Origin of the sequence: Comamonas testosteroni, assembly GCF_030505195.1 — a bacterium.
Taxonomy (GTDB): Bacteria; Pseudomonadota; Gammaproteobacteria; order Burkholderiales; family Burkholderiaceae_C; genus Comamonas; species Comamonas testosteroni_G.
In genome coordinates, this window is record NZ_CP129672.1 from 2969222 (window position 1) to 2986056 (window position 16835).

Consider the following 16835-nt stretch of genomic DNA (forward strand, 5'->3'; position numbering starts at 1 on the left):
TTCGCTGATCGCAGCAAGCAACGAGATCCAAGATCAAGTTTTTTGGTTTTGCACTCGGTTCATTAAAAAAATACAGCCGATAAGCGTGGGCGTTTGAGGGCAAGCAGCCAGTTCTTCGGAACAAACTCTTCGGAGTTATCAAGCGCTCACAAAAACAGTAATGAGGAAGAATTTATTCTTCTTGATTCCGTCAAGTGAGTGAGCAGTCGAAAGACTTTAAATTCAAGATCGAACTATAGAGTTTGATCCTGGCTCAGATTGAACGCTGGCGGCATGCTTTACACATGCAAGTCGAACGGTAACAGGTCTTCGGATGCTGACGAGTGGCGAACGGGTGAGTAATACATCGGAACGTGCCTAGTAGTGGGGGATAACTACTCGAAAGAGTAGCTAATACCGCATGAGATCTACGGATGAAAGCAGGGGACCTTCGGGCCTTGTGCTACTAGAGCGGCTGATGGCAGATTAGGTAGTTGGTGGGGTAAAAGCTTACCAAGCCTGCGATCTGTAGCTGGTCTGAGAGGACGACCAGCCACACTGGGACTGAGACACGGCCCAGACTCCTACGGGAGGCAGCAGTGGGGAATTTTGGACAATGGGCGAAAGCCTGATCCAGCAATGCCGCGTGCAGGATGAAGGCCCTCGGGTTGTAAACTGCTTTTGTACGGAACGAAAAGCCTGGGGCTAATACCCCCGGGTCATGACGGTACCGTAAGAATAAGCACCGGCTAACTACGTGCCAGCAGCCGCGGTAATACGTAGGGTGCAAGCGTTAATCGGAATTACTGGGCGTAAAGCGTGCGCAGGCGGTTTTGTAAGACAGTGGTGAAATCCCCGGGCTCAACCTGGGAACTGCCATTGTGACTGCAAAGCTAGAGTGCGGCAGAGGGGGATGGAATTCCGCGTGTAGCAGTGAAATGCGTAGATATGCGGAGGAACACCGATGGCGAAGGCAATCCCCTGGGCCTGCACTGACGCTCATGCACGAAAGCGTGGGGAGCAAACAGGATTAGATACCCTGGTAGTCCACGCCCTAAACGATGTCAACTGGTTGTTGGGTCTTAACTGACTCAGTAACGAAGCTAACGCGTGAAGTTGACCGCCTGGGGAGTACGGCCGCAAGGTTGAAACTCAAAGGAATTGACGGGGACCCGCACAAGCGGTGGATGATGTGGTTTAATTCGATGCAACGCGAAAAACCTTACCCACCTTTGACATGGCAGGAACTTACCAGAGATGGTTTGGTGCTCGAAAGAGAACCTGCACACAGGTGCTGCATGGCTGTCGTCAGCTCGTGTCGTGAGATGTTGGGTTAAGTCCCGCAACGAGCGCAACCCTTGCCATTAGTTGCTACATTCAGTTGAGCACTCTAATGGGACTGCCGGTGACAAACCGGAGGAAGGTGGGGATGACGTCAAGTCCTCATGGCCCTTATAGGTGGGGCTACACACGTCATACAATGGCTGGTACAAAGGGTTGCCAACCCGCGAGGGGGAGCTAATCCCATAAAGCCAGTCGTAGTCCGGATCGCAGTCTGCAACTCGACTGCGTGAAGTCGGAATCGCTAGTAATCGTGGATCAGAATGTCACGGTGAATACGTTCCCGGGTCTTGTACACACCGCCCGTCACACCATGGGAGCGGGTCTCGCCAGAAGTAGGTAGCCTAACCGCAAGGAGGGCGCTTACCACGGCGGGGTTCGTGACTGGGGTGAAGTCGTAACAAGGTAGCCGTATCGGAAGGTGCGGCTGGATCACCTCCTTTCTGGAAAAATGCTGCTTCAAATTGAACGTCCACACTTATCGGTTGTTGGAACAAGCCAGGTGGCCTGCTAAACAGTAGGCTGCATGGAATGGGTCTGTAGCTCAGCTGGTTAGAGCACTGTGTTGATAACGCAGGGGTCGTTGGTTCGAGCCCAACTAGACCCACCAAGATTCCAATATCTGGTCAGAGGATCCCGGGGGATTAGCTCAGCTGGGAGAGCACCTGCTTTGCAAGCAGGGGGTCGTCGGTTCGATCCCGTCATCCTCCACCAAAAATGATAGCGCCGAAAGGTGCTATAATCGTTGGCTCGGCAGATGTGAAGCGCAAGCGGATCGGAAGCAGAGTAAAAGCGAAAAAACCAAATTCAATATAAAAGCAGTCTGCACCAGACTGCTTTTATATTGATCTTTGATCAATAGGCTGTTCTTTAAAAATTCATAGAGTCGAAATCAGCGTTGCTGGTGGAAAGCACAAACCAAGGTTTGTGCACCGTGCCGCCAGCAACATTTTGATTGCGTCAAAACAGATATTTTGCGAATGCAAATTTATCTAGTAATGACGAATATTCTCTAAGCTGCATCGAAAGATGCAGCCAAAGATATTCACATTACGGCATAACGCGTGAGGTGCAAGACCTCACCAGTCTTTGAAACCAGGCTTTGATTCTCGACAAGAGAGTCCAAAGTTATAGGGTCAAGTGACTAAGAGCATATGGTGGATGCCTTGGCGATGATAGGCGACGAAAGACGTGATAGCCTGCGATAAGCTTCGGGGAGCTGGCAAATAAGCTTTGATCCGGAGATTTCTGAATGGGGGAACCCACCTCGCAAGAGGTATCGTGCACTGAATACATAGGTGCTCGAAGCGAACCTGGAGAACTGAAACATCTAAGTACCCAGAGGAAAAGACATCAACCGAGATTCCGATAGTAGTGGCGAGCGAATTCGGAAGAGCCTTGCAGTGATAGTCGATCAGTTAACAAAACGGCATGGAAAGGCCGACCATAGTGGGTGATAGTCCCGTATGTGAAAACCGATCGGTGGTACTAGGCTGCAGACAAGTAGGGCGGGGCACGAGAAACCCTGTCTGAATATGGGGGGACCATCCTCCAAGGCTAAATACTCATCATCGACCGATAGTGAACCAGTACCGTGAGGGAAAGGCGAAAAGAACCCCGGGAGGGGAGTGAAATAGATCCTGAAACCGTATGCTTACAAAAAGTCGGAGCCCTTAGGGGTGACGGCGTACCTTTTGTATAATGGGTCAGCGACTTACATTCAGTGGCAAGCTTAACCGAATAGGGGAGGCGAAGAGAAATCGAGTCCGAATAGGGCGATTAGTCGCTGGGTGTAGACCCGAAACCAAGTGATCTATCCATGGCCAGGATGAAGGTGCCGTAACAGGTACTGGAGGTCCGAACCCACTAATGTTGCAAAATTAGGGGATGAGCTGTGGATAGGGGTGAAAGGCTAAACAAACTTGGAAATAGCTGGTTCTCTCCGAAAACTATTTAGGTAGTGCCTCAAGTATTACCGTCGGGGGTAGAGCACTGTTTAGGCTAGGGGGTCATGGCGACTTACCAAACCTATGCAAACTCCGAATACCGACGAGTACAGCTTGGGAGACAGAGCACCGGGTGCTAACGTCCGGACTCAAGAGGGAAACAACCCAGACCGCCAGCTAAGGTCCCTAAAATTGGCTAAGTGGGAAACGAAGTGGGAAGGCTAAAACAGTCAGGATGTTGGCTTAGAAGCAGCCATCATTTAAAGAAAGCGTAATAGCTCACTGATCGAGTCGTCCTGCGCGGAAGATGTAACGGGGCTAAGCCAGTTACCGAAGCTGCGGATGCACAGTTTACTGTGCGTGGTAGGAGAGCGTTCTGTAAGCCTGTGAAGGTGTCTGGTAACGGATGCTGGAGGTATCAGAAGTGCGAATGCTGACATGAGTAGCGTTAAAGGGGGTGAAAAGCCCCCTCGCCGTAAGCGCAAGGTTTCCTACGCAACGTTCATCGGCGTAGGGTGAGTCGGCCCCTAAGGCGAGGCAGAGATGCGTAGCTGATGGGAAACAGGTCAATATTCCTGTACCGATCAATAGTGCGATGTGGGGACGGAGAAGGTTAGCTCAGCCAACTGTTGGATATGTTGGTTCAAGCCTGTAGTCGTGCCTGGTAGGCAAATCCGCCGGGCTTAGATGAGGGGTGATAACGAGTCTGCTTGCAGACGAAGTGAGTGATACCCTGCTTCCAGGAAAAGCCACTAAGCTTCAGCTATTGACGACCGTACCGCAAACCGACACTGGTGCGCGAGATGAGTATTCTAAGGCGCTTGAGAGAACTCAGGAGAAGGAACTCGGCAAATTGACACCGTAACTTCGGGAGAAGGTGTACCCCAAGTAAGTGAAGTTGAACAAACGGAGCTCAAAGGGGTTGCAAAAAATTGGTGGCTGCGACTGTTTAATAAAAACACAGCACTCTGCAAACACGAAAGTGGACGTATAGGGTGTGACGCCTGCCCGGTGCTGGAAGATTAAATGATGGGGTGCAAGCTCTTGATTGAAGTCCCAGTAAACGGCGGCCGTAACTATAACGGTCCTAAGGTAGCGAAATTCCTTGTCGGGTAAGTTCCGACCTGCACGAATGGCGTAACGATGGCCACACTGTCTCCTCCTGAGACTCAGCGAAGTTGAAATGTTTGTGATGATGCAATCTCCCCGCGGAAAGACGGAAAGACCCCATGAACCTTTACTGTAGCTTTGTATTGGACTTTGAACGGATCTGTGTAGGATAGGTGGGAGGCTTTGAAGTGCGGTCGCTAGATCGCATGGAGCCAACGTTGAAATACCACCCTGGTGCGTTTGAGGTTCTAACCTGGATCCATTATCTGGATCGGGGACAGTGCATGGTAGGCAGTTTGACTGGGGCGGTCTCCTCCCAAAGCGTAACGGAGGAGTTCGAAGGTACGCTAGTTACGGTCGGACATCGTGACGATAGTGCAATGGCATAAGCGTGCTTAACTGCGAGACTGACAAGTCGAGCAGATGCGAAAGCAGGACATAGTGATCCGGTGGTTCTGTATGGAAGGGCCATCGCTCAACGGATAAAAGGTACTCTGGGGATAACAGGCTGATACCGCCCAAGAGTTCATATCGACGGCGGTGTTTGGCACCTCGATGTCGGCTCATCTCATCCTGGGGCTGTAGTCGGTCCCAAGGGTATGGCTGTTCGCCATTTAAAGAGGTACGTGAGCTGGGTTTAAAACGTCGTGAGACAGTTTGGTCCCTATCTTCCGTGGGCGCTGCAGATTTGAGGAAGCCTGCTCCTAGTACGAGAGGACCGGAGTGGACACACCTCTGGTGTACCTGTTGTCACGCCAGTGGCATCGCAGGGTAGCTAAGTGTGGAAGAGATAACCGCTGAAAGCATCTAAGCGGGAAACTCGTTTCAAGATGAGATCTGCCGGGGCCTTGAGCCCCCTGAAGGGTCGTTGTAGACCACGACGTTGATAGGCTGGGTGTGGAAGCGCAGTAATGCGTTAAGCTAACCAGTACTAATTGCCCGTGCGGCTTGACCCTATAACTTTGGGTAAGCCTGGAAAAAATAAAGACAGAACGCAAGTTCTAGTTATGCCGAAAAGGCGCAATCGAAAAGCTGATTGAAGACTCTATGAATTCGTTGGACTGAAGGTGAGCAAGATTAAGAAGTTAATCAAGGCGCCGTCAATCTGACAAAAAGTTTATGCCTGATGACCATAGCAAGTTGGTACCACTCCTTCCCATCCCGAACAGGACAGTGAAACGACTTTGCGCCGATGATAGTGCGGGTTCCCGTGTGAAAGTAGGTCATCGTCAGGCTCTTACGCCAAAACGCCTGGCTCACGCCAGGCGTTTTCTTCTCCCTCCTTGTGCTGAGGGGTGAGAAGAAAACGCAAAAACGTTTTAAAAGTACTGTGAAAACAGTGCTACAATAGAAGGCTTCGCTGATCGCAGCAAGCAACGAGATTCAGGATCAGATTTTTGATTTTGCACTCGGTTCCTTAAAAAAATACAGCCGATAAGCGTGGGCGTTTGAGGGCAAGCAGCCAGTTCTTCGGAACAAACTCTTCGGAGTTATCAAGCGCTCACAAAAACAGTAATGAGGAAGAATTTATTCTTCTTGATTCCGTCAAGTGAGTGAGCAGTCGAAAGACTTTAAATTCAAGATCGAACTATAGAGTTTGATCCTGGCTCAGATTGAACGCTGGCGGCATGCTTTACACATGCAAGTCGAACGGTAACAGGTCTTCGGATGCTGACGAGTGGCGAACGGGTGAGTAATACATCGGAACGTGCCTAGTAGTGGGGGATAACTACTCGAAAGAGTAGCTAATACCGCATGAGATCTACGGATGAAAGCAGGGGACCTTCGGGCCTTGTGCTACTAGAGCGGCTGATGGCAGATTAGGTAGTTGGTGGGGTAAAAGCTTACCAAGCCTGCGATCTGTAGCTGGTCTGAGAGGACGACCAGCCACACTGGGACTGAGACACGGCCCAGACTCCTACGGGAGGCAGCAGTGGGGAATTTTGGACAATGGGCGAAAGCCTGATCCAGCAATGCCGCGTGCAGGATGAAGGCCCTCGGGTTGTAAACTGCTTTTGTACGGAACGAAAAGCCTGGGGCTAATACCCCCGGGTCATGACGGTACCGTAAGAATAAGCACCGGCTAACTACGTGCCAGCAGCCGCGGTAATACGTAGGGTGCAAGCGTTAATCGGAATTACTGGGCGTAAAGCGTGCGCAGGCGGTTTTGTAAGACAGTGGTGAAATCCCCGGGCTCAACCTGGGAACTGCCATTGTGACTGCAAAGCTAGAGTGCGGCAGAGGGGGATGGAATTCCGCGTGTAGCAGTGAAATGCGTAGATATGCGGAGGAACACCGATGGCGAAGGCAATCCCCTGGGCCTGCACTGACGCTCATGCACGAAAGCGTGGGGAGCAAACAGGATTAGATACCCTGGTAGTCCACGCCCTAAACGATGTCAACTGGTTGTTGGGTCTTAACTGACTCAGTAACGAAGCTAACGCGTGAAGTTGACCGCCTGGGGAGTACGGCCGCAAGGTTGAAACTCAAAGGAATTGACGGGGACCCGCACAAGCGGTGGATGATGTGGTTTAATTCGATGCAACGCGAAAAACCTTACCCACCTTTGACATGGCAGGAACTTACCAGAGATGGTTTGGTGCTCGAAAGAGAACCTGCACACAGGTGCTGCATGGCTGTCGTCAGCTCGTGTCGTGAGATGTTGGGTTAAGTCCCGCAACGAGCGCAACCCTTGCCATTAGTTGCTACATTCAGTTGAGCACTCTAATGGGACTGCCGGTGACAAACCGGAGGAAGGTGGGGATGACGTCAAGTCCTCATGGCCCTTATAGGTGGGGCTACACACGTCATACAATGGCTGGTACAAAGGGTTGCCAACCCGCGAGGGGGAGCTAATCCCATAAAGCCAGTCGTAGTCCGGATCGCAGTCTGCAACTCGACTGCGTGAAGTCGGAATCGCTAGTAATCGTGGATCAGAATGTCACGGTGAATACGTTCCCGGGTCTTGTACACACCGCCCGTCACACCATGGGAGCGGGTCTCGCCAGAAGTAGGTAGCCTAACCGCAAGGAGGGCGCTTACCACGGCGGGGTTCGTGACTGGGGTGAAGTCGTAACAAGGTAGCCGTATCGGAAGGTGCGGCTGGATCACCTCCTTTCTGGAAAAATGCTGCTTCAAATTGAACGTCCACACTTATCGGTTGTTGGAACAAGCCAGGTGGCCTGCTAAACAGTAGGCTGCATGGAATGGGTCTGTAGCTCAGCTGGTTAGAGCACTGTGTTGATAACGCAGGGGTCGTTGGTTCGAGCCCAACTAGACCCACCAAGATTCCAATATCTGGTCAGAGGATCCCGGGGGATTAGCTCAGCTGGGAGAGCACCTGCTTTGCAAGCAGGGGGTCGTCGGTTCGATCCCGTCATCCTCCACCAAAAATGATAGCGCCGAAAGGTGCTATAATCGTTGGCTCGGCAGATGTGAAGCGCAAGCGGATCAGAAGCAGAGTAAAAGCGAAAAAACCAAATTCAATATAAAAGCAGTCTGAAGCAGACTGCTTTTATATTGATCTTTGATCAATAGGCTGTTCTTTAAAAATTCATAGAGTCGAAATCAGCGTTGCTGGTGGAAAGCACAAACCAAGGTTTGTGCACCGTGCCGCCAGCAACATTTTGATTGCGTCAAAACAGATATTTTGCGAATGCAAATTTATCTAGTAATGACGAATATTCTCTAAGCTGCATCGAAAGATGCAGCCAAAGATATTCACATTACGGCATAACGCGTGAGGTGCAAGACCTCACCAGTCTTTGAAACCAGGCTTTGATTCTCGACAAGAGAGTCCAAAGTTATAGGGTCAAGTGACTAAGAGCATATGGTGGATGCCTTGGCGATGATAGGCGACGAAAGACGTGATAGCCTGCGATAAGCTTCGGGGAGCTGGCAAATAAGCTTTGATCCGGAGATTTCTGAATGGGGGAACCCACCTCGCAAGAGGTATCGTGCACTGAATACATAGGTGCTCGAAGCGAACCTGGAGAACTGAAACATCTAAGTACCCAGAGGAAAAGACATCAACCGAGATTCCGATAGTAGTGGCGAGCGAATTCGGAAGAGCCTTGCAGTGATAGTCGATCAGTTAACAAAACGGCATGGAAAGGCCGACCATAGTGGGTGATAGTCCCGTATGTGAAAACCGATCGGTGGTACTAGGCTGCAGACAAGTAGGGCGGGGCACGAGAAACCCTGTCTGAATATGGGGGGACCATCCTCCAAGGCTAAATACTCATCATCGACCGATAGTGAACCAGTACCGTGAGGGAAAGGCGAAAAGAACCCCGGGAGGGGAGTGAAATAGATCCTGAAACCGTATGCTTACAAAAAGTCGGAGCCCTTAGGGGTGACGGCGTACCTTTTGTATAATGGGTCAGCGACTTACATTCAGTGGCAAGCTTAACCGAATAGGGGAGGCGAAGAGAAATCGAGTCCGAATAGGGCGATTAGTCGCTGGGTGTAGACCCGAAACCAAGTGATCTATCCATGGCCAGGATGAAGGTGCCGTAACAGGTACTGGAGGTCCGAACCCACTAATGTTGCAAAATTAGGGGATGAGCTGTGGATAGGGGTGAAAGGCTAAACAAACTTGGAAATAGCTGGTTCTCTCCGAAAACTATTTAGGTAGTGCCTCAAGTATTACCGTCGGGGGTAGAGCACTGTTTAGGCTAGGGGGTCATGGCGACTTACCAAACCTATGCAAACTCCGAATACCGACGAGTACAGCTTGGGAGACAGAGCACCGGGTGCTAACGTCCGGACTCAAGAGGGAAACAACCCAGACCGCCAGCTAAGGTCCCTAAAATTGGCTAAGTGGGAAACGAAGTGGGAAGGCTAAAACAGTCAGGATGTTGGCTTAGAAGCAGCCATCATTTAAAGAAAGCGTAATAGCTCACTGATCGAGTCGTCCTGCGCGGAAGATGTAACGGGGCTAAGCCAGTTACCGAAGCTGCGGATGCACAGTTTACTGTGCGTGGTAGGAGAGCGTTCTGTAAGCCTGTGAAGGTGTCTGGTAACGGATGCTGGAGGTATCAGAAGTGCGAATGCTGACATGAGTAGCGTTAAAGGGGGTGAAAAGCCCCCTCGCCGTAAGCGCAAGGTTTCCTACGCAACGTTCATCGGCGTAGGGTGAGTCGGCCCCTAAGGCGAGGCAGAGATGCGTAGCTGATGGGAAACAGGTCAATATTCCTGTACCGATCAATAGTGCGATGTGGGGACGGAGAAGGTTAGCTCAGCCAACTGTTGGATATGTTGGTTCAAGCCTGTAGTCGTGCCTGGTAGGCAAATCCGCCAGGCTTAGATGAGGGGTGATAACGAGTCTGCTTGCAGACGAAGTGAGTGATACCCTGCTTCCAGGAAAAGCCACTAAGCTTCAGCTATTGACGACCGTACCGCAAACCGACACTGGTGCGCGAGATGAGTATTCTAAGGCGCTTGAGAGAACTCAGGAGAAGGAACTCGGCAAATTGACACCGTAACTTCGGGAGAAGGTGTACCCCAAGTAAGTGAAGTTGAACAAACGGAGCTCAAAGGGGTTGCAAAAAATTGGTGGCTGCGACTGTTTAATAAAAACACAGCACTCTGCAAACACGAAAGTGGACGTATAGGGTGTGACGCCTGCCCGGTGCTGGAAGATTAAATGATGGGGTGCAAGCTCTTGATTGAAGTCCCAGTAAACGGCGGCCGTAACTATAACGGTCCTAAGGTAGCGAAATTCCTTGTCGGGTAAGTTCCGACCTGCACGAATGGCGTAACGATGGCCACACTGTCTCCTCCTGAGACTCAGCGAAGTTGAAATGTTTGTGATGATGCAATCTCCCCGCGGAAAGACGGAAAGACCCCATGAACCTTTACTGTAGCTTTGTATTGGACTTTGAACGGATCTGTGTAGGATAGGTGGGAGGCTTTGAAGTGCGGTCGCTAGATCGCATGGAGCCAACGTTGAAATACCACCCTGGTGCGTTTGAGGTTCTAACCTGGATCCATTATCTGGATCGGGGACAGTGCATGGTAGGCAGTTTGACTGGGGCGGTCTCCTCCCAAAGCGTAACGGAGGAGTTCGAAGGTACGCTAGTTACGGTCGGACATCGTGACGATAGTGCAATGGCATAAGCGTGCTTAACTGCGAGACTGACAAGTCGAGCAGATGCGAAAGCAGGACATAGTGATCCGGTGGTTCTGTATGGAAGGGCCATCGCTCAACGGATAAAAGGTACTCTGGGGATAACAGGCTGATACCGCCCAAGAGTTCATATCGACGGCGGTGTTTGGCACCTCGATGTCGGCTCATCTCATCCTGGGGCTGTAGTCGGTCCCAAGGGTATGGCTGTTCGCCATTTAAAGAGGTACGTGAGCTGGGTTTAAAACGTCGTGAGACAGTTTGGTCCCTATCTTCCGTGGGCGCTGCAGATTTGAGGAAGCCTGCTCCTAGTACGAGAGGACCGGAGTGGACACACCTCTGGTGTACCTGTTGTCACGCCAGTGGCATCGCAGGGTAGCTAAGTGTGGAAGAGATAACCGCTGAAAGCATCTAAGCGGGAAACTCGTTTCAAGATGAGATCTGCCGGGGCCTTGAGCCCCCTGAAGGGTCGTTGTAGACCACGACGTTGATAGGCTGGGTGTGGAAGCGCAGTAATGCGTTAAGCTAACCAGTACTAATTGCCCGTGCGGCTTGACCCTATAACTTTGGGTAAGCCTGGAAAAAATAAAGACAGAACGCAAGTTCTAGTTATGCCGAAAAGGCGCAATCGAAAAGCTGATTGAAGACTCTATGAATTCGTTGGACTGAAGGTGAGCAAGATTAAGAAGTTAATCAAGGCGCCGTCAATCTGACAAAAAGTTTATGCCTGATGACCATAGCAAGTTGGTACCACTCCTTCCCATCCCGAACAGGACAGTGAAACGACTTTGCGCCGATGATAGTGCGGGTTCCCGTGTGAAAGTAGGTCATCGTCAGGCTCTTACGCCAAAACGCCTGGCTCACGCCAGGCGTTTTCTTCTCCCTCCTTGTGCTGAGGGGTGAGAAGAAAACGCAAAAACGTTTTAAAAGTACTGTGAAAACAGTGCTACAATAGAAGGCTTCGCTGATCGCAGCAAGCAACGAGATTCAGGATCAGATTTTTTGATTTTGCACTCGGTTCCTTAAAAAAATACAGCCGATAAGCGTGGGCGTTTGAGGGCAAGCAGCCAGTTCTTCGGAACAAACTCTTCGGAGTTATCAAGCGCTCACAAAAACAGTAATGAGGAAGAATTTATTCTTCTTGATTCCGTCAAGTGAGTGAGCAGTCGAAAGACTTTAAATTCAAGATCGAACTATAGAGTTTGATCCTGGCTCAGATTGAACGCTGGCGGCATGCTTTACACATGCAAGTCGAACGGTAACAGGTCTTCGGATGCTGACGAGTGGCGAACGGGTGAGTAATACATCGGAACGTGCCTAGTAGTGGGGGATAACTACTCGAAAGAGTAGCTAATACCGCATGAGATCTACGGATGAAAGCAGGGGACCTTCGGGCCTTGTGCTACTAGAGCGGCTGATGGCAGATTAGGTAGTTGGTGGGGTAAAAGCTTACCAAGCCTGCGATCTGTAGCTGGTCTGAGAGGACGACCAGCCACACTGGGACTGAGACACGGCCCAGACTCCTACGGGAGGCAGCAGTGGGGAATTTTGGACAATGGGCGAAAGCCTGATCCAGCAATGCCGCGTGCAGGATGAAGGCCCTCGGGTTGTAAACTGCTTTTGTACGGAACGAAAAGCCTGGGGCTAATACCCCCGGGTCATGACGGTACCGTAAGAATAAGCACCGGCTAACTACGTGCCAGCAGCCGCGGTAATACGTAGGGTGCAAGCGTTAATCGGAATTACTGGGCGTAAAGCGTGCGCAGGCGGTTTTGTAAGACAGTGGTGAAATCCCCGGGCTCAACCTGGGAACTGCCATTGTGACTGCAAAGCTAGAGTGCGGCAGAGGGGGATGGAATTCCGCGTGTAGCAGTGAAATGCGTAGATATGCGGAGGAACACCGATGGCGAAGGCAATCCCCTGGGCCTGCACTGACGCTCATGCACGAAAGCGTGGGGAGCAAACAGGATTAGATACCCTGGTAGTCCACGCCCTAAACGATGTCAACTGGTTGTTGGGTCTTAACTGACTCAGTAACGAAGCTAACGCGTGAAGTTGACCGCCTGGGGAGTACGGCCGCAAGGTTGAAACTCAAAGGAATTGACGGGGACCCGCACAAGCGGTGGATGATGTGGTTTAATTCGATGCAACGCGAAAAACCTTACCCACCTTTGACATGGCAGGAACTTACCAGAGATGGTTTGGTGCTCGAAAGAGAACCTGCACACAGGTGCTGCATGGCTGTCGTCAGCTCGTGTCGTGAGATGTTGGGTTAAGTCCCGCAACGAGCGCAACCCTTGCCATTAGTTGCTACATTCAGTTGAGCACTCTAATGGGACTGCCGGTGACAAACCGGAGGAAGGTGGGGATGACGTCAAGTCCTCATGGCCCTTATAGGTGGGGCTACACACGTCATACAATGGCTGGTACAAAGGGTTGCCAACCCGCGAGGGGGAGCTAATCCCATAAAGCCAGTCGTAGTCCGGATCGCAGTCTGCAACTCGACTGCGTGAAGTCGGAATCGCTAGTAATCGTGGATCAGAATGTCACGGTGAATACGTTCCCGGGTCTTGTACACACCGCCCGTCACACCATGGGAGCGGGTCTCGCCAGAAGTAGGTAGCCTAACCGCAAGGAGGGCGCTTACCACGGCGGGGTTCGTGACTGGGGTGAAGTCGTAACAAGGTAGCCGTATCGGAAGGTGCGGCTGGATCACCTCCTTTCTGGAAAAATGCTGCTTCAAATTGAACGTCCACACTTATCGGTTGTTGGAACAAGCCAGGTGGCCTGCTGAAAACAGCGGGCTGCATGGAATGGGTCTGTAGCTCAGCTGGTTAGAGCACTGTGTTGATAACGCAGGGGTCGTTGGTTCGAGCCCAACTAGACCCACCAAGATTCCAATATCTGGTCAGAGGATCCCGGGGGATTAGCTCAGCTGGGAGAGCACCTGCTTTGCAAGCAGGGGGTCGTCGGTTCGATCCCGTCATCCTCCACCAAAAATGATAGCGCCGAAAGGTGCTATAATCGTTGGCTCAGCAGATGTGAAGCGCAAGCGGATCGGAAGCAGAGTAAAAGCGAAAAAACCAAATTCAATATAAAAGCAGTCTGAAGCAGACTGCTTTTATATTGATCTTTGATCAATAGGCTGTTCTTTAAAAATTCATAGAGTCGAAATCAGCGTTGCTGGTGGAAAGCACAAACCAAGGTTTGTGCACCGTGCCGCCAGCAACATTTTGATTGCGTCAAAACAGATATTTTGCGAATGCAAATTTATCTAGTAATGACGAATATTCTCTAAGCTGTATCGAAAGATGCAGCCAAAGATATTCACATTACGGCATAACGCGTGAGGTGCAAGACCTCACCAGTCTTTGAAACCAGGCTTTGATTCTCGCTAAGAGAGTCCAAAGTTATAGGGTCAAGTGACTAAGAGCATATGGTGGATGCCTTGGCGATGATAGGCGACGAAAGACGTGATAGCCTGCGATAAGCTTCGGGGAGCTGGCAAATAAGCTTTGATCCGGAGATTTCTGAATGGGGGAACCCACCTCGCAAGAGGTATCGTGCACTGAATACATAGGTGCTCGAAGCGAACCTGGAGAACTGAAACATCTAAGTACCCAGAGGAAAAGACATCAACCGAGATTCCGATAGTAGTGGCGAGCGAATTCGGAAGAGCCTTGCAGTGATAGTCGATCAGTTAACAAAACGGCATGGAAAGGCCGACCATAGTGGGTGATAGTCCCGTATGTGAAAACCGATCGGTGGTACTAGGCTGCAGACAAGTAGGGCGGGGCACGAGAAACCCTGTCTGAATATGGGGGGACCATCCTCCAAGGCTAAATACTCATCATCGACCGATAGTGAACCAGTACCGTGAGGGAAAGGCGAAAAGAACCCCGGGAGGGGAGTGAAATAGATCCTGAAACCGTATGCTTACAAAAAGTCGGAGCCCTTAGGGGTGACGGCGTACCTTTTGTATAATGGGTCAGCGACTTACATTCAGTGGCAAGCTTAACCGAATAGGGGAGGCGAAGAGAAATCGAGTCCGAATAGGGCGATTAGTCGCTGGGTGTAGACCCGAAACCAAGTGATCTATCCATGGCCAGGATGAAGGTGCCGTAACAGGTACTGGAGGTCCGAACCCACTAATGTTGCAAAATTAGGGGATGAGCTGTGGATAGGGGTGAAAGGCTAAACAAACTTGGAAATAGCTGGTTCTCTCCGAAAACTATTTAGGTAGTGCCTCAAGTATTACCGTCGGGGGTAGAGCACTGTTTAGGCTAGGGGGTCATGGCGACTTACCAAACCTATGCAAACTCCGAATACCGACGAGTACAGCTTGGGAGACAGAGCACCGGGTGCTAACGTCCGGACTCAAGAGGGAAACAACCCAGACCGCCAGCTAAGGTCCCTAAAATTGGCTAAGTGGGAAACGAAGTGGGAAGGCTAAAACAGTCAGGATGTTGGCTTAGAAGCAGCCATCATTTAAAGAAAGCGTAATAGCTCACTGATCGAGTCGTCCTGCGCGGAAGATGTAACGGGGCTAAGCCAGTTACCGAAGCTGCGGATGCACAGTTTACTGTGCGTGGTAGGAGAGCGTTCTGTAAGCCTGTGAAGGTGTCTGGTAACGGATGCTGGAGGTATCAGAAGTGCGAATGCTGACATGAGTAGCGTTAAAGGGGGTGAAAAGCCCCCTCGCCGTAAGCGCAAGGTTTCCTACGCAACGTTCATCGGCGTAGGGTGAGTCGGCCCCTAAGGCGAGGCAGAGATGCGTAGCTGATGGGAAACAGGTCAATATTCCTGTACCGATCAATAGTGCGATGTGGGGACGGAGAAGGTTAGCTCAGCCAACTGTTGGATATGTTGGTTCAAGCCTGTAGTCGTGCCTGGTAGGCAAATCCGCCAGGCTTAGATGAGGGGTGATAACGAGTCTGCTTGCAGACGAAGTGAGTGATACCCTGCTTCCAGGAAAAGCCACTAAGCTTCAGCTATTGACGACCGTACCGCAAACCGACACTGGTGCGCGAGATGAGTATTCTAAGGCGCTTGAGAGAACTCAGGAGAAGGAACTCGGCAAATTGACACCGTAACTTCGGGAGAAGGTGTACCCCAAGTAAGTGAAGTTGAACAAACGGAGCTCAAAGGGGTTGCAAAAAATTGGTGGCTGCGACTGTTTAATAAAAACACAGCACTCTGCAAACACGAAAGTGGACGTATAGGGTGTGACGCCTGCCCGGTGCTGGAAGATTAAATGATGGGGTGCAAGCTCTTGATTGAAGTCCCAGTAAACGGCGGCCGTAACTATAACGGTCCTAAGGTAGCGAAATTCCTTGTCGGGTAAGTTCCGACCTGCACGAATGGCGTAACGATGGCCACACTGTCTCCTCCTGAGACTCAGCGAAGTTGAAATGTTTGTGATGATGCAATCTCCCCGCGGAAAGACGGAAAGACCCCATGAACCTTTACTGTAGCTTTGTATTGGACTTTGAACGGATCTGTGTAGGATAGGTGGGAGGCTTTGAAGTGCGGTCGCTAGATCGCATGGAGCCAACGTTGAAATACCACCCTGGTGCGTTTGAGGTTCTAACCTGGATCCATTATCTGGATCGGGGACAGTGCATGGTAGGCAGTTTGACTGGGGCGGTCTCCTCCCAAAGCGTAACGGAGGAGTTCGAAGGTACGCTAGTTACGGTCGGACATCGTGACGATAGTGCAATGGCATAAGCGTGCTTAACTGCGAGACTGACAAGTCGAGCAGATGCGAAAGCAGGACATAGTGATCCGGTGGTTCTGTATGGAAGGGCCATCGCTCAACGGATAAAAGGTACTCTGGGGATAACAGGCTGATACCGCCCAAGAGTTCATATCGACGGCGGTGTTTGGCACCTCGATGTCGGCTCATCTCATCCTGGGGCTGTAGTCGGTCCCAAGGGTATGGCTGTTCGCCATTTAAAGAGGTACGTGAGCTGGGTTTAAAACGTCGTGAGACAGTTTGGTCCCTATCTTCCGTGGGCGCTGCAGATTTGAGGAAGCCTGCTCCTAGTACGAGAGGACCGGAGTGGACACACCTCTGGTGTACCTGTTGTCACGCCAGTGGCATCGCAGGGTAGCTAAGTGTGGAAGAGATAACCGCTGAAAGCATCTAAGCGGGAAACTCGTTTCAAGATGAGATCTGCCGGGGCCTTGAGCCCCCTGAAGGGTCGTTGTAGACCACGACGTTGATAGGCTGGGTGTGGAAGCGCAGTAATGCGTTAAGCTAACCAGTACTAATTGCCCGTGCGGCTTGACCCTATAACTTTGGGTAAGCCTGAAAAAATAAAGACAGAACG

General features: G+C 51.0%; 6 tRNA genes and 8 rRNA genes. All 14 read left to right on the forward strand.

The features are described 5' to 3' along the window. The first annotated feature begins 230 nt into the window (after window positions 1–230). Window positions 231–1763, forward strand: a 16S ribosomal RNA gene (locus tag QYQ99_RS13625). Window positions 1764–1853: 90 nt separating this feature from the next. Further along, window positions 1854–1930, forward strand: a tRNA-Ile gene (locus QYQ99_RS13630). Between the two features lie 28 nt (window positions 1931–1958). Further along, window positions 1959–2034, forward strand: a tRNA-Ala gene (locus QYQ99_RS13635). A 420-nt stretch (window positions 2035–2454) separates the two neighbouring features. Continuing rightward, window positions 2455–5332, forward strand: a 23S ribosomal RNA gene (locus QYQ99_RS13640). Window positions 5333–5498: 166 nt separating this feature from the next. After that, a 5S ribosomal RNA gene (rrf, locus tag QYQ99_RS13645) occupies window positions 5499–5611 on the forward strand. Between the two features lie 350 nt (window positions 5612–5961). Then, window positions 5962–7494: ribosomal RNA gene (locus QYQ99_RS13650) — 16S ribosomal RNA — on the forward strand. A 90-nt stretch (window positions 7495–7584) separates the two neighbouring features. Next, window positions 7585–7661 (forward strand) — tRNA-Ile (locus QYQ99_RS13655). Between the two features lie 28 nt (window positions 7662–7689). Continuing rightward, window positions 7690–7765, forward strand: a tRNA-Ala gene (locus QYQ99_RS13660). Between the two features lie 420 nt (window positions 7766–8185). Next, window positions 8186–11063: ribosomal RNA gene (locus tag QYQ99_RS13665) — 23S ribosomal RNA — on the forward strand. Between the two features lie 166 nt (window positions 11064–11229). Beyond that, window positions 11230–11342, forward strand: a 5S ribosomal RNA gene (gene rrf / locus QYQ99_RS13670). Between the two features lie 351 nt (window positions 11343–11693). Further along, window positions 11694–13226: ribosomal RNA gene (locus tag QYQ99_RS13675) — 16S ribosomal RNA — on the forward strand. A 92-nt stretch (window positions 13227–13318) separates the two neighbouring features. Then, a tRNA-Ile gene (locus QYQ99_RS13680) sits at window positions 13319–13395 on the forward strand. 28 nt (window positions 13396–13423) lie between these two features. Continuing rightward, window positions 13424–13499, forward strand: a tRNA-Ala gene (locus QYQ99_RS13685). Between the two features lie 420 nt (window positions 13500–13919). Beyond that, window positions 13920–16797: ribosomal RNA gene (locus tag QYQ99_RS13690) — 23S ribosomal RNA — on the forward strand. The 16S, 23S and 5S rRNA genes sit together here with 6 tRNA genes alongside, the layout of an rRNA operon. The last annotated feature ends 38 nt before the right edge of the window (window positions 16798–16835 follow it).